Origin of the sequence: Paraburkholderia sp. BL27I4N3, from assembly GCF_003386115.1 — a bacterium.
Classification (GTDB): Bacteria; Pseudomonadota; Gammaproteobacteria; order Burkholderiales; family Burkholderiaceae; genus Paraburkholderia.
Genome location: NZ_QREJ01000001.1, coordinates 5,036,961 through 5,054,901 on the forward strand (window position 1 = coordinate 5,036,961; position 17,941 = coordinate 5,054,901).

Sequence of the window (17,941 nt, forward strand, 5' to 3'; positions counted from 1 at the left end):
CCGCTCGGGTGCCCAGTATTTGCGACGCGTGGGAAGGGAGACCGGCATGGCCTGGAACACAGGATACAGCGTGATCAGCTATGTGAGATCGTCGCTGTGGGTCGTGCCGATTCTCGCCCTGATGGCAGGCATCGCCCTGAAACGCATAGCGGATACCTCGGCGAGTGGCTGGCGACGCATGATGCATATGAACTGCAACGCGGGTTTCTTGCCGTCGATCCTGGCGAAGCGCATTCGATTCTCGATCGAATCTTCACCCTCAACCTGTCATGTCTGGTGTTCAGGTTCAGCTCTGACGCGTCTCGCGCGCGAGGCACGACGTTCCGGTTGGGTCATCGAGTGCGCCGCGGACTATTTCATGGCTTTCCAGGCGTCGTTGAATCGTTTTCCAGGCTTCAACTACGAAGTGCAAGGCGTGTTTCAGGAACCCGAAGACGGCCGCATCAGGTTCTATACCTACGTCGTCCGCGAATAATCGCACCTGGTCGGGACCAGGAGGGGAGTCATCATGGCTGATCAACTCAAAAAGATGAACGTCGTGCAGCTGACGTTCATCGTCACCGTCAACATGATGGGTTCGGGCATCATCATGCTGCCCACCAACATGGCGAAAGTCGGGGCGATTTCGTTGCTGTCGTGGGTGGTCACCGCAATAGGATCGCTCGCCATCGCATACGGTTTCGCGGAAGCGGGGCTGCTCAATCAGCGTGCGGGCGGCATGGCCGCCTACGCCGAGGACGCATATGGCAAGGACGGTTACTTTCAGGTGTTCCTGTTGTACTTCCTGTCGATTGCGATTGCGAATGTGGCAGTCGCAAGCTCGGCACTCGGCTATCTCGCCGCATTCTTCCCGGTACTGGTATCTTCGCCCGTTGCAACCTGTATCGGTGTGGTCGGCCTTCTTTGGCTGACCACCATCGCCAATTTCGGTGGGCCGAAGATAACGGGGCGTATCGGCTCAGTGACGGTATGGGGTGTCATCCTGCCTGTCGGGTTCATTTCGGTCGCCGGCTGGTTCTGGTTCCATGGCGCGACTTTCGCAGCCGCATGGAACCCGAAGGGGCTGCGCCTCGTTGAAGGCATGGGGTCGAGCATCTCGCTGACCTTGTGGGCGTTTCTCGGCATGGAATCGGCGGTGCAGAACTCATCGGCGGTCGAAAATCCGAAGCGCGATGTTCCTTTGGCATGCATGTTCGGCACCTTGGGCGCAGCGGTAATCTACATTTTGTCTACGGCCGTAATCCAGGGCATCGTACCGAATGCGGATCTCGCCAAATCGACGGGTCCGTTCGGGCTCGCCTTCGCGCGGATGTTCAATCCGACCATCGGCTCCATTGTCATGGCACTGGCCGCGATGGCATGCGTCGGTTCTCTGCTCGGCTGGCAATTCACGCTCGCGCAGACGGCCAAGGACGCTTCGGAAACCAGGGTGTTTCCTGCGATTTTTGGCAAGGCGAACCGAATGGGAGCGCCGATCGCCGGCATGGTCATCATGGCAATCGTGCAATCGGTAATGGCCCTTTCCACGATTTCGCCGAATCTGAGCGAACAGTTCGCGGCGCTCGTCAATCTGGCCGTCGTGACCAATGTGCTTCCCTATATCATTTCACTGTCGGCCCTGTTTGTGATGATGCGCAATGCCAGCACGCCACCAGCCAGGTATCGTCGTAATGCGGCGGTGACGTTGTTGGCGCTGGCGTACTCTGTCTACGCGATTTACGCGTCGGGCAAGGACGCGGTGCTGGGCGGTATGCTGGTCATGGCGATCGGTTATGCGGTCTATGGTTTCCTGGCTCCTCGCTTCAGCTCAGCGGGCTCAAGGGGTCGGATTGCTGGGGCGTCCGCGGCTGCCGCGATGGCCATAGCCCTGCTCGCGCTTTCAGCCTTCATCCCACAACCGGCGCATGCACAGGACCAGCCAACGAGCGGGACGCTTCTGCGAATCAGGCAGTCGGGCAGTATCAACATGGGCTATCTCAGCGGCGCGCGTCCATTTGCTTATAAGGATGACGCCGGGCAGGTGATGGGCTACATGATCACGCTGTGCCAGAAGGTCGCAGAACACATCGGCAGCGAGTTGAGGACTGCTGCGCTCAAGGTCCAGTGGGTGCCACTCCAGCCAGGCGATGATATTCGCGCGCTGCATGACAAGCGGATCGACCTGCTGTGTGGCGCAACCGACACGCTGGCCAGCAGACAGAGCATGTCATTTTCCATCCCGGTGTATCCGGGGGGGATCGGTGCCGTCCTTCGCACCGATGCGCCTGCCGGACTGCGCGATGTCTTGTCCGGTGCCGGCCCGTCGCGCCCGATATGGCGCGCATCCCCCGCGCAGCTTCTGTCCCCGCAGACGATTTCGGTCGTCTCCGGATCTCAGGCGCAGCGGTGGCTGTCCGGCAAGCTGAATGAGTTCGAGATTGCGGCGAAAGTCGTTCCGGTCTCATCCGTCGAGGTGGGCGTGCAAAAGGTCATTAGCCGTCAATCGAACGTCTTTTTCGCGGAACGCTCGCTGCTGCTTGCAATGACGAGTGAGAGTTCTGCAGCCACCGATCTGACAGTGCTCGATCGTCATTTCACGACAATTCCAGTGGCAATCGGCATGGCGCGGGGAGACGACGACCTGCGCCTGTTGGTAGATCAGACCCTCAGCCGTATGTTCAGGTCACCCGAGTTTGCCGGTGTGTACGGAAGGTGGTTTGGGGAGCCAGACGCAGACGCACGCAATTTTTTCCGGATGAGTGCCTTACCTGAATGAGATCGCGCATGCTGCTGCCTTTCTCCGAGTGCTCATCTCAACGCCTGCCCGCGACAACCGCATCTATCTGCAAGTCGACTATATTTGACATAATATAAATTATCAACAATTACAGTGTCAGTCCAAAGTTCAGATGTCCGCATCCCAGAGTCCGCGAACCTAAACCTCTAACCGTTTCTTCAGAAGCATGGCCAATTTCTCGATTTTGATGCAAATTTGCCTTGGGTCTTACCGACCCTCGATGCGAGGACCCGCAACACCTCCTTGTCTTCCTCCAGCTGCAACGCGAGTTCCGCACGTCTCAATGCAAGCTCGGAATGTCTTTGAGCGGCAGCCTGATAGCCCGCGCTGTGCAGGCGCCCAAGCGACTCAAGCGCCTTCTGCAGTCGCATCCCCACTTCCACGAGTCCTGCACCGTCACGGGCGATGGGGCCGAAGAAGTCGTCGAACATATCATCCAGTTTCAGACCAGGAACGAAGATCCGGTCGCAGTCTACGTGGGCCTCAGCATTCACCTCGCCGGGTTGCGCCCACATTGAAAGTATCCGCACGCCGCGACCGATCACATCTATGGCCGTTCCCGGGTCGTTCACGGCCGGCGAGAGCGCACGCGACGCGATCTCCGTCAGGACCGAGATGCCGAACCTGGGGTCCTGATCAAACGATCGGCGCACACCGATCGAAAACGCGGCCCGAACCTGCTCCTCATCGATAGCCCTGGTGCTCACGACGCTTGCCAGAACAGTCTGCAGATCGACGAATGATCCCGGAATCGCCCGCACATATATTGCGCTGCTTCCGTGGTCAGTCAGGCGGGCCAGTGCCGGGATATCGACATGCATTACGTAACCGACGCTGCACGCATGGATAGCTTTCGCGTTTGGGGGTACGTCGCGACAATCGAAAAGCCGGGCGCCTCCAAGAAAAGGCCGCCGCCGGCGATCTTCCAGTGCAGCAATCGCCGCCGCCTCGACACGATCCGTGGTTTCGCCCAATCGCCCAAGACGGGCGAGGTGGTCAATCCAGCGTAGCAAGGTGTAAACGATGAGCGCGATGACGCAGATCGTAACCGCGAACATCACGACCCTTCCGTTGTTCCCGTACAGACCGGTACTGAGCGCGATGATCCCGACGAGACTGAACAGGAATGAGCCGATAAAGGTTGCGAGAACATTCTGTGTCGTGGTGTCCTCGACGAGGAGCGGCGTCGCCCGCGGCGTTACGGTGTTCGTTGACGAGCCAAATGCTGACACCATGATATTCAGCGAAAACGTTGTCGTTGCAAGCATGCTTGACGCGATGATGCCAAGGATATTGTCGACTGCGTCCGCCCCAATATGCGCCGAAAGGCTCTCTGGAATGTATCTCTTGACGCCTAGCGCAAGCAGTGCTGTTGCCACACCAAGAGCGGATAAAAGGCCCGCACGAAACCATAGGCGCCTGACGATCCGTTTCAGTACCCATTGCCATCGCCCTATCATCTGCATCTCCCGTACGAACCGGCGTCGCCACATGCCCACACAATCATATGGTCAATGACGCGGCGTGTTTCTCGTACATCACTGCGTGGAGGAGACCACGCAGCGTGTGCCGCATCATTACCACGCCACATTTGCGCTGCGCCATGCGGCTGGCGCGTCTACTGAATCGATGTCATGAAAAATTGTGAGTTGTTGAAGACATCCCGCACCGGCCTTTCCCGGCTTCGCGGCCTGAACTTCACTCGTCGCGTGTTCAGGCAGGAGCAATCGATGAGGACGAGGCCGCGTGTCGATCACCGGCTGAGTCAGGTGCACATTGGGACGGGCCCAGTCCAGCCTTAGCATGAAAAATTGATCGGCCAGATGGCATGCCCGCAGCGGCAACCATCTTCCGCGCTGCGGATCAATGCTACGCCCATGCAAGATAAGCGCTACTGTGCGTATTGATTTCATTTCCTCTCGATCCTTATCGCGGCCAGGCCGCACTGCGTGCCACATACGCCATTTGCCAGATGACCTTGCGTCGGCCCTGCCTGGGAACAAAGCGGCCACGACCGAGTCATTTACCTGCCGGCGCGATGCCCGCCGTTTTGGCCTTGTCGCGCGGCGCGACTCGCCAGACAGCGTTACCCACGTCGTCGGCCACCAGCAAGGCGCCGTGCGCGTCCAGCGCGACGCCGACCGGCCGCCCAACGGCGTGGCCGTCCGCCATCAGAAAGCCGCTCAGAAAATCTTCAGGTGTGCCGGCAGGCTTTCCATCGACAAACGGCACGAACACCACTTTGTAGCCGCTATGCGGCTTACGGTTCCACGATCCATGCTGGCCAACGAAGGCGCCTCCGCGATAGTGAGCCGGGAACAGCGTCCGGTCGTAAAAGACCAGACCTAGCGAAGCCGTATGATTGCCGAGCGCATAGTCAGGCGGGATGGCCTTTGCCACCAGATCGGGGCGTTGCGGTTTGACGCGAGTGTCGATGTGCTGCCCGTAATAGCTGTATGGAAAGCCATAGAATGCGCCATCTTTCACGGCGGTCATGTAGTCGGGGACAAGATTGTTGCCGAGATCGTCCCGCTCGTTGACTGCCGCCCACAACGCGCCACTTTCCGGTTGCCAGGCAAGTCCGTTGGGATTGCGCAATCCCGTCGCATAGGGCCGCACATGGCCCGTGTCGATATCAAACACGAGGATGCGCGCCCGCCCTTCTTCGGCGCCGACTCCATTTTCCCCTGCGTTGCTGTTCGATCCCACCGTGATGTACAGATGCTTGCCTGAGCGGTCGGCCAGAATATTTTTGGTCCAGTGATGGTTGATCGGCCCGGCCGGCAAGTCGGCAACCTTGACGCCGGGGCTTGTAATCTGGGTGGCGCCCGGCACGTAGTCGAAGCGCAGCAGAGCGTCCGTATCGGCAACATAGAGTTGATTGCCGATGAGCGCCATTCCGAACGGCGAATGCAGGTCGCGCAGAAACACAGTCTGTGTCCTGGCGACGCCGCGGCCGTCCGCGTCGCGTAACAGCACGATACGATCGGGGCTCGGCACACCGGAGCCGGCGCGCTTCATGACCTGCTTTCTGACCCAGCCGAACAGGCCGCTGCCTTCATCGTGTTCTTTTGGCGCGTCGCTCTCCGCTACGAGTACGTCACCGTTGGGCAGGGTGTAAAGCCAGCGCGGATGGGCGAGACCACCGGCAAATTCGGTGACGAGAAAGCCGGCGGGAGCGGTGGGCAAGAAGCCGTCGGGGCGCGCCTGAACGGGCGCGATGTTGACCATTGGAATCATCGACGATTCCGGAGCCGGAATGGCCGGCGACGCGCCGAAGCCCGCGTCGCCTGAACTTGATGGTCCGATTGCACAGGAAGCCAAGGGCAAAACCATGGAAACAACCAGACGATTTAGCAGGCGCATGTAGGTTCCCATCGATGATGGTCGGTTAATGATGCCTGAGGGATCAGCAAGAAACTGGCCTTGACATCGCCTGCTAATGCGCGAATTGATCCATGCTTGATCGAAAGTCCTCCGCCTTCAGGCGTGCTCGTTGTGCTGGCACGGCCGCCCTACCCAGCATCAGATTTCCTTAAGGCACGGCCCGCTAGCATGGGTTCGATTTGTGCAATGCTCTTTTTGGGTCTTCGGTTCAAAATTCCGCAAGCTGCGCGCGCTGTCCTCCACTCAATCAAATTGTGACAACTTGATAAGCAGAATTGGCGAGTCTACGAAATGAATTGTCCGGCATATGCGCGAGACCGAGCGAGCGAAAAGGACGCCGCCACCAGATGCGTGGTCTCAAAGTAAGGTTTGACGAATGTCTGCGGCGACCACACTCGGATCGTGCCCAGAAGAATTTCTGCGCGGACGACGCAACGGCACCGGGTAACCTCGACTATGTTGCAGGCCGAAAATAAATGTGTGTCACTTGAAGGTCGCGCGGCTGCAGCCGCGCACTGTAGCCGGCGGATCGATTAATCACGTGATCGGCGCGCTCTTGTCTTCCACAAAGCGCGAGCCGGGGTCGTCAGGCATGACGCCCAGCAGACTCATGGTTTTTGTCGCGACTTCAGAAAATACGGGACCAGCAACGGCGCCTCCGAAATGCGAGCCTTGACGTGGCCGGTCGATCGACACCGCGATAATCACGCGCGGATGTTGGGCGGGAACGACCCCGACAAAACTCGCCCGAAACTGCGACCGGTCGTATCCACGCGTTGTCCAGCGATAAGCCGTGCCGGTTTTTCCCGCCACGGTGTATCCAGGTACCGCCGCTTGTGGCGCCGTTCCGTCGTCGGAAACGACGGAACGCAGCATCGTCAGCACCTGTTCGCTGACAGCTGGCGAATAGACCCGGCGGCCGTACACAGGCTTGCCGCGTCGCGCATGAATCGTTGCGGGCAGGAACACGCCGTCATTTGCAAACACCGTGTACATCTGCGCGAGTTGCAACAGGGACGCCGACAAGCCATAGCCGTATGACATGGTCGCCTGTTCAATCCGACGCCACTGCCGATAAGGACGCAATGTGCCCGCGGCGGCGCCAGGCAAACCGGCACGCGGCGCGCGCCCGACGCCGACCGCGCGGAAATTCATCCACATGTCGCGCGGCCTCATCAGCAGGGCAATCTTAGTCGTACCGATGTTGCTCGACTTCTGCAATACGCCAGAAACTGTCAACGTACCGAAGTTCTTGTCGTCGTGAATCACCGCGCCATCGAGCCGTAATCTTCCGCCATCTGTAGGAACCAAGGAGTGCGCAGAGACATCCCCGCGTTGCAACGCCAACGCAATAGTCAGGGGCTTCATCACCGAGCCTGGTTCGAACACATCGGTCACCGCATGATTGCGCACCCCCGCCCCGGTCCGCCCTGCACGGAGATTCGGATCGAAACTGGGCCAGTTCGCCATCGCGAGGATCTCGCCCGTATGCGCGTCCAGTAGGATCGCCGAACCCGAGTGCGCATTGGTCCGTTCGACCGCTGCGCGGAGCGCGCTAAATGTCGCGTACTGAATAGGCTGATCAATTGAAAGCGTGACGTCCTTGCCACGCATGGGCTGCTTCAGCGAGAGCGTGTCGATCACCTGGCCACCTGCGTTGCGCAGCACGCGGCGACTGCCATCACGGCCAGTCAACCGTGCGTTGTCCACCTTTTCTATGCCTTCTTGCCCCGTGCCTTCCACGCCGGCAAAGCCGACCACGGGTGCTGCGATTGCTCCTTCAGGATAGTAGCGACAGTAATCGCGCTGTGCATGTACGCCCGGCACATCGAGCCGTATGACGCGCGCTGCAACGTCCAATGGCACCTGCCGGCGTAGGTATGCAAATGACGTGCGTGAAGAAGCAATCGCGTCGATCCGCTGTGGATCGATATGGAGCAGGTGGGCAAGCGACTCCTCCTTCGCAGCCGATAACGGCTCGGTATCCGAAGCGTCCATCCACAGCGCGCGGGTGGGCAGGCTTAGTGCGAGCGGGCGGCCGTCGCGATCGAGAATGCGCCCGCGCGACGCATGAATGCCGAACTCGCGCACCTGGCGCAAATCGCCCTGCTTCTGATAGAAATCATCATTGATTCCTTGCACCCAGAGGGCTCGCACAGCAAGCGACAGAAACGCTGCCGAGAACGCCACGCCGATCGCGCGCGAGCGCCATCGGGGCAAGTTCTGTTGCCTGCTGGATTGCCGGGAAAAGTTGATAGTCTTCTGGTAAAAGCGCATCGGGTCCGTGTCGGAGCACGCGGCCAGGCCGTCGTCACTGGAAAGACGCGAGCCGCAAACGCGAGAAGCTCGCAGGTGTCGCGCGATACTAGCACGGAGCGCTTTTCATTCTCCCGCTAGCGCAAGCAGTCCCTGATTGAAAGCAGGTAGATCCGGTCTGCCGCGCGCCCTTCAAAAAACTGTACTTCGGTGCGCCCGGCGGCATGCCACGCCTTGACGCCGATCGGCACGCCCCGAAAGAAGGTGCGCCCCTGCAAACGCACTGTCGACCCGACACGCGATCGATGTAAGTGACGGGTGCTTCGCTCCCACCGATCAGCGATGCATTCGACTACAGACGAAAGATCCTGTTCAGACGCAGCGGAATATTTCGGTGCTTTGGAAAACACTGAATCTTGCGCGGAGCAGGACATCAAGGCAACACAAACGAATGCTGTCAGAAACGGGCCGGCTCCCGTCCTGCGCTCAACCGGCACTCCAGCCCCTTCAAGGCATGGACGACCGCCTGATCCGCGTCTGCGCCGGCATCTCCCGGTACGCATCAAGGCCGTCGGCGCCCAGCGTCCGAATAGCGCGTGTATACTCATGACCTCTCCGTCTTGTCGAAATCACCCGCTATTACGGGCACCCCTCCGAATGAAGCTTACCACTGCCATTTTTCTGCTCTTCGCGTTTAGCTGGGCAATCCAACGTGTTCATGCGCAGCCGCAGTTGGATTCGCCTGAAGACTATGCATATCTTCGACGCATTCATGTGCCGGATGTCGTCGTCAATTGCGTCGCTGCTTTCGATCGCTGGGTTCGCACCGCGCCCCGCTACGACCTGTTCGTCATTTCCGAGCGCCGCGCGCTTTCGGCGAAAGTAATTGCAACTCCGGAGGGTTCTCGCGCCGGCTCTCTCACGTCTTTTGATACCGTGGTGCGGACTCCGGCGTTTGCGAAAGTACGCGGCAAGTTTGTATGGGTACCTGTGAATGCGACGTGTCAGGTGTGGCACGGGCACGTTGTCGGCCTGTCTGCCCAACAGGTTGCAGTGCAGTGAGGCGCACACACCGCCGCATCGTTGCGGCTACCGCGATCGCCTGCCCACGGATGAGCGTGTTCCAGCAGTACTGACACATTGCACCAAGGCTGTACGCTGGCACGACGCCTGGGAAAGCTCGGGGCTTGAGCGCCGATCCATGACCGGTCAGGTCGGGTTCCAATGCGTCCCGCTTTCCCCTGTCGCATCGGCATCGTCACGCAATGCCAGCATGCGGCGGGGGTAATTCAGCACTTCGGCGTCGCCGGTCCAGACCACCTTTTTTCGACCTGCGGATAAAAGCCAGCTTTCGCTGTGCGTTCGCAAGCGTCCTGATCTCTGAACTGACCGCCCGTCTGGGACGGTGCACAAGCGCAGCTGCGCGTACCGAAGCCGCGCAGCAATCATGTTCCGAACGCTGAGGCTGAGGGCATTCTGCGAGCCCTGATCAGGATCAATTTTCGGCACGTGCGCTATAGCGCTCCGACAACGCCTCATACAGCGGCGGCGCAAACAGACGGGAGACCTGACTCGCAATCAGGGCGGTTGCCATGAGTGAGATCACCAGGGCGTGCCCGTTGATCATCTCAATTACGATGACAAACGAAGTGATTGGACTCTGCGTCACAGCCGCCAGATAGCCAACCATGCCGAGTGCGATCAGCATCGGCAACTGCATCTGGGAAAACACAAGATGGAGCGCATTGCCAATACCGGCGCCGATTGCAAGGGAAGGCGCGAAGAGGCCTCCCGGCACCCCGGGCAGGTATGAGCCGATCATCGATGCCATCTTGAGGACGGGATACAGAATGGTCAGATGGGCATGTTCGTCGAGCATGTCCCTCGCCTCGACATAGCCACTGCCAAAAGTGTGTCCGCCGGAGAACACACCGATTGCGGCGATGACGAGACCGCATCCCGCACCGAACAGGATCGGGTGCCGCGTGCGGCATTCCAGAATCATGGACGGCATCCATCTTTGGGTATTGAGAAGCAACCAGCAAAAGACGCCACCAGCGCCTCCCGCGACGATACCTGTGAGAACTACCGCGACGGCGAGCAGATCCGGAAAATGCGGTCCGACGTCGATCGTTCCGAAGTAGGTATAGTTTCCCTGTATGCCTAGTGCAACCACGCCTGCGAAAATGATAGCCGTGAGGAGTACGCCACTCGTTCGCTGTTCGAAGCTGCGGGTCAACTCCTCTATAGCGAAGACGACCCCTGCCAGTGGCGCGTTGAACGCCGCGGACAATCCCGCAGCCGCGCCCGCCAACGCCAACCGACGCTCAAGTGCTCCTCCTCGCATGGCGCGATATCGCTTCGGATAAAACTCACGCAAGTTAAACATCAGCGCCGCTCCAACATGAATCGTGGGCCCCTCCCGTCCGATAGTGAACCCACCGAGTATGGCGAGAAACGATACGAGTATTTTCCCGGCGAGAATTCTGAGGGTAAGAAGGCGCTCGCCCAGCCCCCGACGACTGTGCAGGGTCGCGATAACCTGGGGAATACCACTGCCTTCAGAACCGGGAAAATAGCGCAGCGTGAGCCAAACACATGCCGCACTGATTGCCGGCGTCACCAGTAATGGCAGCCAACGGTACCGGACAACGTATTGGAGAAATTCACCATACCCGAAATCAATCAGCCGGGCATAGGCCACCGCGACGAGTCCAACTGCGACCGCGCCCAGCCAGAAAACGCCGTAATGAAGCCACAAGCGATGCACCCGCTGGAGGGTCCGTTTGTCAGCAAATGAGCGCAGAAGCATGGGAGCAGGCGGAGCAAAAAGCTGTCAGTATAAGTGCCATGTGCCATCCGATGTCTGGCGAACTACACGAACGGACCCGATACCCGAAGCCACGCAGCGTGCGGAATAATCCATCAGTCCAAAGTCACATTTTTTCCTTGATCCCTCTTCGAATCAGCCACCAGTTGACTGGATACGTCGTCAGGAAACCCGCGATCATCGCAATTTGCATCATGAACCAGTATGTCCAGTCAGTTGGCTTCAGATCCGGATAAAGCGTGGCGCGAACCATCATCCACGAGAACATCCCTACCTGATATGCAACGAGCGAAAGCGTGTCGATCTTGACCGCCGTCATGAGACCCTTGACGATACTCAACCCACGCATAGGGGCGACGGAAAAGTACTGAAAGAGAATACCAAAGAGATAGGCGAGCACAAATCCGATGAGCATCTTTCCTAGCAGGTCCGAGCCGAACACCGTGATCGACAGTCCAAGTGCCAGCCAGTCCCCGATAAAGTCGCCCAACGCGCAGCCCGCGCCGCAATGGGATGCTCCAGAAAATGTCGCCTGCCACATGGGCTTGTCTTTACTGTTCGAATCGTTGCGCCGATGCGCTCGTCCAAACCAGAAGTAAAAGATCAGCCCGATTGGGCCGAGGTACAGCATCGTCAGCGGCCAGACAATCTCCATGATTTTCATCCGCAGACGCCGCGCGCATACAAATAGATCGACGACAACCCAAGCTGCCGACACAACAGAAAGCAGAAGGTACAGTTTCGCAATCGCATCCAGTGTGTCGCGTGTCATTGGCATTTCTGAAAATAAAGACCTCCAAGCAATGAATGGTCCCGACTTCGGGTATGTCGCGCGTGTAGCGCGGGGCCTGCCCGCCCGAGCTATGCCGGGTAATTCCGCAGCGGCCGGAATATGCGCGGGGTTCCGGCGCAGAGCGCTTGCCCGCACGACCGCTGCAACCGCCTGTGCCGATATCACCGTTACGCAAGATTGCCAGATTCGATTGATGCCGTTTGGCGGCCATTTCGTGGTGAATTGCTTGCGGGCGCACCCAACATGCGCCGCACCACCTCAATAGCGGCTTCGTCGAATACCGTCCTTCGACCCGGCTGGGTGTGCGGCCGCAGTACTTCGGCCGGAACTCGAGAATCTCCGTACGCCAAGAACTGGGTTTCCAGGATGCCTCATACCCCTGCCCGAATGGAACGATTGATATCGATCCAAAGATCTGGTCCTACGATTTCCGACGCGACAGACATCTGCGGCATTCCGGCAGGACTGTCATACCTGTTTATCCGGAAGTGGCAAGGCAAAGATCCCCTCAATCTGGTCTGAGGCTAGCGACACGGGATCAGGCGAGCCCCGAGCAGTCGAAGCGCCCACGTATGGGCAATGAAACGCGCCAGCCGTGCGGTATTCAATATTCCACGGCTCATCCACACGGCGATGGTCCGCGTCTGTGCGACCTGCTCGCCGGACTGTGATTGATCTCAGCACGCAGTCAACGCAACGAAGTATCGGAAGAAGACTTGCTGGCGCTTTTATCATCTCTTTTCCGCGGCGCTCACGACATCATCGAGGCAATGATTGTCCTTCGATGTGCGATCCGGGGTGTTGAATCGAGTTCAGACAGGGCTCCTGCCAGATGCGGAGCACCCGAACTGAATACGTTCCGCTCGCGAAGACGGCGCCGACCCTGTCTTCGACAAGACTGCCAGGTGGGGAAAGAAAGACTACCGCCGTGATTCACGACAGCGATTCTCAATTGCAGCCAGATGGTCTCCTCCGCCGCATTTATCAGAAACCGCCCAACTATGATTGGCAAACCTTATTAATCCGCTGCGCGGGAAGACGTGGACAGGGCTGGCGGTCTCCGCGCACACGAACCGGTCACTATCCACCATAGGTCGACGGCAGCTTCCCATTCCGTCAATAATTGTTTCCGAAATTCTCTGCGCTCCGCGCGCCAGCAAAATTATCGTCTTCCCAGCCTATGTCTCAACGAATCACGTGCATGTTCTAATGCCTCACCAACCGCGATGCGTTCGCTTACCTGGACCGTACCCGCTCCCCCGAATGGTTCGATGCAGGCATATACGATTTCACCGGATACCGCATGCCTTGCCACCGTATCGACCCATACACAGCCGCCACCGGCACATTGTTCCGGCATTGTCTCGCTTATGATTTCAAAATCAGCATAGATTGCTGACTCTTTCATATCGCCTCCACCACGAAGCGGTGTAGCGCGTTAGCACCAAGCCACTCCCCACCGAGGACCAGCAACTGTCTGCCGCTGACTCAACTGTCATCGCAGTGCCTGGTGACGACTCGCCACAACCAAAAAAACAGCTGAAATTGAGTCATTTAGCGCGTTCGCCGGCACCACAGGTTATCGTGCACCGTCTATCGCCCCCGTAATGAAGTCCTCTGTCGTTGCGCTCCATTATATGTCACTGCGTGATGCAATTTGACAATCGAATTGAAAATACGTCCACCAGGGTATGCGCCGATACATCCAGGGCCGGTCTGCCGGTACTGCGGAGTTTGAAGCGAACATTCACAGCGAAGTCCTGCCAGTTCGAGCGGCTCGAGAATGTCGCCCGTGGAGAATGACAGCGGGAGGGCGACTATCCATGATTTGTCATGCGGGCGACATCTGCCTCGTCCCTAGGGACTTCGGGCATGCAATTCCGTCGACACCCTGTGCGCCCAATTTGCGGGAACTTTTCCCGGCGTACGCCGCCAGACAGTCGGTTGTAACAATTTGCGACATCCGACGTCGAACTCAACAATGGAGGGAATCTGCCAATGCAAAGATGGCTAGATCTGAACGCGTTTCTCGGGGTACCCGCCATGGCCTGGCTCTATGGAGCGGTTGCAGCGGTCATATCCTATTTTTCTCTGTCAATCGTTCTGCGCATCGTGACCGCCCGACTTGAGAGCCTGGCGGAAAAGACTTCAACGAAGATCGACGACACACTCGTCGAAGTTCTGAAGAGCACACATGCCGCCACAGTACTGGTTGCCGCCCTGCTCATCGGCACCGAATTGCTTGGGTTAAACGACAGGTGGGACGCGCGTATCAATCACGTCTGGTTTCTTCTCATAGGCGTTCAGATCGCAATCTGGATCAACCAGGGCGTGAGATGCTGGACAGCCGGACGACTTAAAAATCAGGCTGAATCGGCACATAACCCGGTCATTACGACAATGTTGTCGTGGATGCTCAGGGGGTTGTTGTGGTCAGTCCTGCTGCTCGCCGTGCTGGCAAATATGGGTGTCAATATCACCGCCTTTGTAGCCAGCCTCGGCGTCGGCGGTGTAGCCGTAGCCCTTGCGGTCCAAAGTATTCTGAGCGATCTGTTCGCTTCGCTCGCGATCGGACTGGACAAGCCGTTCGAGATTGGTGACTTCATCGTCTTCGGAGATATTGCGGGAACCATCGAGCACGTTGGCCTCAAAACGACCCGCATCCGGAGTCTGAGCGGCGAGGAAATCGTCTGCAGCAATACCGAACTACTGAAAAATACGATACACAATTACAAACGCATGTCGGAACGGCGGATCGTCTTTGGATTCGGCGTGACTTATGACGCAACTCCAGAGCAACTTCGCGCGATTCCGGACAAGGTCCGTGAAGCTGTGGAGAACGCGGGTGATACGCGATTCGATCGGGCTCACTTCAAACAGTTCGGAAAAAGCTCTCTCGACTTCGAAGTCGTCTATTACGTCACCGATCCTGGGTTCAACCTCTATATGGACATTCAACAGAAAATCAACCTGGCCCTGATGACCGAACTTGCCGATGCGGGAGTGAGATTTGCGTTGCCGACTCACACGCTTCATGTCGCCAGTATTCCGGAAGAGGCGCTTCGCGCCCCCAGTGCGCCGCCCGCACGCCGTGCCGCTTTCCAGAACTGACGCGAAGCTGCCGGCTATCCGGGCACTTCACAGAGAACCGAACTTCGGTGGTCATCTTAGGTGGAAAAATTCTCGGCTTTCATGCCACAAAACAGCCCGGCGTCGCTACCGGGCTTCCACAGGTCGCCCCGCGACATTTCGTGTGGTGCGGCCCTCACTCAGGCTTGCCCAGAGACCATTCTGCGTCAGAATTTAATGAGATGGTCACTCCCACCCGACACGCGAGTTACGCTGTAGGGTGTTTTGATTATTAGAGGCGTTGTCCGTTGCAGCGCCGGTATCTGCATGGTCCTCTGCTACAGTCCGATGAAGTAAGTCCGCACCTCCATCTCGCCGGACCAAATCTGAACGTCGAGCATGTCCTGAAACTCCACTGCGGCACCACGGTAGATACAGCAAAATCCCTGCGCTGTCCGATAGACGATTACCCACTCTGTCTCCGCGCCAGGCCCGGCAGTACCCTCTTCCGCGTCAAATGCGTGCCTGAATGTATCGAGATGCAGAAACTTACCGAGTCGCCTGCATGCTACATCTACGTCATGTACCAGTTTCATCATTTCCTCCTTCATCGACAGCGCGCTCGGGCTAGCATGCCGGAGGCAACGGTCGAATGAGTCATGGCGGCTGGCCTCAACCGGGAAAAATGCGGATGCTTCCCGCTACGGCGTCGGCAATGTGCTCTTTCGCTATCACGCCCAGCACACGAAGCGGACCGGGCCCGTCACGCCGTCCGACCACTACCGCCATTACTGCATGTTGTTTCGAGAGCCTGGATATGACGCCGAACGCAACATCCTTCTCCTGGACCACGATGAAATTGCGCTGCGCCAGCGTCCCGAGCGCTATATCCGAGTCGCTTTGACTGACTGCACGCCGCAGCCCTGTGTTGATACGCAAAACACCGTAGATCTCCTGTTCTCGGGTGACAACGACATGCCGGAAGGCGGGACCGTCAAGGCGAGTCAGCAGGTCGCGAAAAGGTACCCCCGTATCAAGCACCAGCACATCGGTTTCCATGATCTGGGACGCGTTTTGAACGAGAAACATGTTGGCGTGCAGGGCGTTGGGAATCGGATGACCGCGCCGCACGAGCTTGAGCGTGTAGATACTTTCGGGAGAGAAAAGCCGGCGCGCGCCGAGGCTGAATGCAACAGCAATGATCATCGGCAACACAATGTCGTAGTCACGCGTCATTTCGAAGATCATAGCGACGGCGGTCATGGCGGCGCCCGTGCCGCCGCCTACCATCGCGCCCATGCCGACCATCGCAAAGGCCGGCGCACTAACCGGTGCGCCCGGGACAGTGGCTGCAATAAAGGACGCAAAAGCGGCGCCCAATGCGGCACCGATAAAAAGCGACGGCGAGAACACGCCGCCGGACGAACCGGATCCGAGGCTGACAGAAGTCGCGAGCGTCTTGCACAGGGCAAGCAGCAACAGAAATCCGCCGCCCTGGAGTTGACCGTAGAGGGTCGCCTGAATGGCGGCGTAGCCGACCCCCTCGATGTAGTAATGCCCCGCATGGCGCCACAGCAAATACATCGTTACACCGACGATCAGCATGCCGAGCGCGTGGCGGCGATAACGCCCCGGCACGCGGTCGAACACGTCTTCCGCCCAGTGCAGTGAGCGAATCAGCAGCGCGGCGGCCGCTCCGGTGAGCGCGCCCAGCAACGCATAGAGAATGAGCGTGAGAACACTGCCCGGTTCGTTCGGAATCGCACCCAGTTGCGCCGGGACAAAAAACGCTGGAGCCGCACCAAAGAACAGGCGACCGAGAAACGTCGCAGTCCCTGTAGCCAGGGCCACGGGCAAAAACGTGTTGACACTGATCTCTGGCATCATCAGTTCAGTGGCGAACAGCACGCCACCAATCGGCGTGTTGAAAGTTGCAGCGATTCCCGCACCGGCACCCGCCGCAACCAGAGTTATTCGCTGACCCGCCGTCATTCTGACCAGTTGTCCCAGCGTCGAACCAAGCGCGGAACCGATCTGGATGATTGGGCCCTCGCGTCCGACCGCGGCGCCCGAACCGATCGCTAACGCAGACGCGACCGATTTCACAACCGCCACCACGGGCCTGATCACACCGCGCTTGTAGTAAATCGCGTCCATGACCTCGGGAACGCCATGCCCTTTCGCTTCGGGCGCAAACGTACTCACAATCCACGTCACCGCCATGCCGCCGACTACGGGTACCAGAATGACAAATACGCCCCAGGGGGATGCAGGCGTGAAATGACTTGCATCATAGGCAAACGAGAAGCGCCCGAGAAAGAACGCATTGTGGACAAGCCCGATCAGGCTTCGGAACAGGACAGCTCCCAGCCCCGTTACGATCCCCACTACGAAAGCAAGCACACACAGCCAGCGCAGACCCACTGGGGCGACGGAATCGTCTTCATGCTGCATGGCCGGCTGGGGCTGCACCGGCGACACCTTGACGTGGCGCGAATTGATAGTCGCCGTGCTTTCAGGCCGATCGGATTCGTCATTCATGACTTGCCCCTATCGAAGCGCCAGACGGTTAGCGCTGCATGCGACGCCGCTGCGTCATTGACCACTCAAGCGAACCTCACTCAACACCTTGGAGCCGAGGACTGTGGCCAATTGGTCGAGTTCATTCGTGCCGACCTGATCGCGTATCGTCTAACATGAACGCCCGTTTTCACGACCTGCCTCGTTCACGGTTGGCGTCAACGCGCCCGCAGTATCCCGGGCGAAGCGGACGATGATAGTGCGCTGCTTTTGCGTTGCCGACTCTTCACGGCGACTAAACACCACCGAG

The 17,941-nt window shown here is 58.6% G+C and carries 12 protein-coding genes; 4 read left to right on the plus strand and 8 right to left on the minus strand.

Features of this window, described 5'->3' with window-relative positions; all coding sequences use genetic code 11:
• The first annotated feature begins 46 nt into the window (after positions 1–46).
• Positions 47–475 (plus strand): hypothetical protein, encoded by a 429-nt coding sequence (locus tag B0G71_RS23025; RefSeq protein ID WP_116144436.1) that lies wholly within the window; start codon positions 47–49, stop codon positions 473–475.
• A 33-nt stretch (positions 476–508) separates the two neighbouring features.
• Complete coding sequence (potE, locus tag B0G71_RS23030; RefSeq protein ID WP_116144438.1) at positions 509–2,755, plus strand: putrescine-ornithine antiporter; 2,247 nt, start codon at positions 509–511, stop codon at positions 2,753–2,755.
• 179 nt (positions 2,756–2,934) lie between these two features.
• Here potE and B0G71_RS23035 read toward each other — a convergent pair whose 3' ends face one another.
• The 3 genes from B0G71_RS23035 to B0G71_RS23045 all read right to left on the minus strand — a co-directional run bounded on the left by B0G71_RS23035 (position 2,935) and on the right by B0G71_RS23045 (position 8,254).
• Positions 2,935–4,269: a DUF2254 domain-containing protein gene (locus B0G71_RS23035; protein ID WP_309546267.1), complete on the minus strand. Its 1,335-nt coding sequence runs from the start codon at positions 4,267–4,269 to the stop codon at positions 2,935–2,937.
• Positions 4,270–4,795: 526 nt separating this feature from the next.
• Positions 4,796–6,142, minus strand: a complete 1,347-nt coding sequence (locus B0G71_RS23040; RefSeq protein ID WP_116144442.1) for a sorbosone dehydrogenase family protein — start codon at positions 6,140–6,142, stop codon at positions 4,796–4,798.
• A 558-nt stretch (positions 6,143–6,700) separates the two neighbouring features.
• Positions 6,701–8,254: a penicillin-binding protein 2 gene (locus tag B0G71_RS23045; protein WP_116148793.1), complete on the minus strand. Its 1,554-nt coding sequence runs from the start codon at positions 8,252–8,254 to the stop codon at positions 6,701–6,703.
• Positions 8,255–9,076: 822 nt separating this feature from the next.
• Between B0G71_RS23045 and B0G71_RS23050 the strand changes: the two genes are divergently transcribed.
• Entirely contained in the window at positions 9,077–9,481 is a 405-nt protein-coding gene (locus B0G71_RS23050; RefSeq protein WP_241974947.1) for a BspC domain-containing protein, read from the plus strand.
• Between the two features lie 433 nt (positions 9,482–9,914).
• Here the strand turns inward: B0G71_RS23050 and B0G71_RS23055 are convergent, their stop codons facing one another.
• From B0G71_RS23055 to B0G71_RS40995, 3 genes are all read right to left on the minus strand, one after another.
• Positions 9,915–11,231, minus strand: coding sequence for a chloride channel protein (locus B0G71_RS23055; protein ID WP_116144444.1), 1,317 nt, complete (start codon positions 11,229–11,231; stop codon positions 9,915–9,917).
• A 124-nt stretch (positions 11,232–11,355) separates the two neighbouring features.
• A complete protein-coding gene (locus tag B0G71_RS23060) occupies positions 11,356–12,021 on the minus strand; it encodes a DUF4396 domain-containing protein (RefSeq protein ID WP_116144446.1) in 666 nt (221 codons plus the stop codon).
• A 1,183-nt stretch (positions 12,022–13,204) separates the two neighbouring features.
• Positions 13,205–13,450, minus strand: a complete 246-nt coding sequence (locus tag B0G71_RS40995) for a hypothetical protein (protein ID WP_147308700.1) — start codon at positions 13,448–13,450, stop codon at positions 13,205–13,207.
• A gap of 590 nt (positions 13,451–14,040) precedes the next feature.
• Here B0G71_RS40995 and B0G71_RS23065 point away from each other — a divergent pair.
• Positions 14,041–15,153: a mechanosensitive ion channel family protein gene (locus B0G71_RS23065; protein ID WP_116144448.1), complete on the plus strand. Its 1,113-nt coding sequence runs from the start codon at positions 14,041–14,043 to the stop codon at positions 15,151–15,153.
• A gap of 296 nt (positions 15,154–15,449) precedes the next feature.
• Here B0G71_RS23065 and B0G71_RS41745 read toward each other — a convergent pair whose 3' ends face one another.
• Together B0G71_RS41745 and B0G71_RS23075 are read right to left on the minus strand one after the other, a co-directional pair.
• The gene (locus B0G71_RS41745; protein WP_258875645.1) at positions 15,450–15,710 is read right to left on the minus strand and encodes a hypothetical protein; all 261 of its coding nucleotides are present in this window, start codon (positions 15,708–15,710) and stop codon (positions 15,450–15,452) included.
• Between the two features lie 73 nt (positions 15,711–15,783).
• Positions 15,784–17,652, minus strand: a complete 1,869-nt coding sequence (locus B0G71_RS23075; RefSeq protein ID WP_116144450.1) for a chloride channel protein — start codon at positions 17,650–17,652, stop codon at positions 15,784–15,786.
• Positions 17,653–17,941 lie beyond the last annotated feature (289 nt).

What these genes read in the sequence shown, in the direction of transcription:
- potE (WP_116144438.1), top strand. Translation starts at nt 509, where the DNA reads ATGGCTGATCAACTCAAAAAGATGAACGTCGTGCAGCTGACGTTCATC.
- B0G71_RS23055 (WP_116144444.1), bottom strand. Translation starts at nt 11,231, where the DNA reads ATGCTTCTGCGCTCATTTGCTGACAAACGGACCCTCCAGCGGGTGCAT.
- B0G71_RS23075 (WP_116144450.1), bottom strand. Translation starts at nt 17,652, where the DNA reads ATGAATGACGAATCCGATCGGCCTGAAAGCACGGCGACTATCAATTCG.
- B0G71_RS23040 (WP_116144442.1), bottom strand. Translation starts at nt 6,142, where the DNA reads ATGCGCCTGCTAAATCGTCTGGTTGTTTCCATGGTTTTGCCCTTGGCT.
- B0G71_RS23025 (WP_116144436.1), top strand. Translation starts at nt 47, where the DNA reads ATGGCCTGGAACACAGGATACAGCGTGATCAGCTATGTGAGATCGTCG.
- B0G71_RS23035 (WP_309546267.1), bottom strand. Translation starts at nt 4,269, where the DNA reads ATGTGGCGACGCCGGTTCGTACGGGAGATGCAGATGATAGGGCGATGG.
- B0G71_RS23065 (WP_116144448.1), top strand. Translation starts at nt 14,041, where the DNA reads ATGCAAAGATGGCTAGATCTGAACGCGTTTCTCGGGGTACCCGCCATG.
- B0G71_RS41745 (WP_258875645.1), bottom strand. Translation starts at nt 15,710, where the DNA reads ATGATGAAACTGGTACATGACGTAGATGTAGCATGCAGGCGACTCGGT.
- B0G71_RS23060 (WP_116144446.1), bottom strand. Translation starts at nt 12,021, where the DNA reads ATGACACGCGACACACTGGATGCGATTGCGAAACTGTACCTTCTGCTT.
- B0G71_RS40995 (WP_147308700.1), bottom strand. Translation starts at nt 13,450, where the DNA reads ATGAAAGAGTCAGCAATCTATGCTGATTTTGAAATCATAAGCGAGACA.
- B0G71_RS23050 (WP_241974947.1), top strand. Translation starts at nt 9,077, where the DNA reads ATGAAGCTTACCACTGCCATTTTTCTGCTCTTCGCGTTTAGCTGGGCA.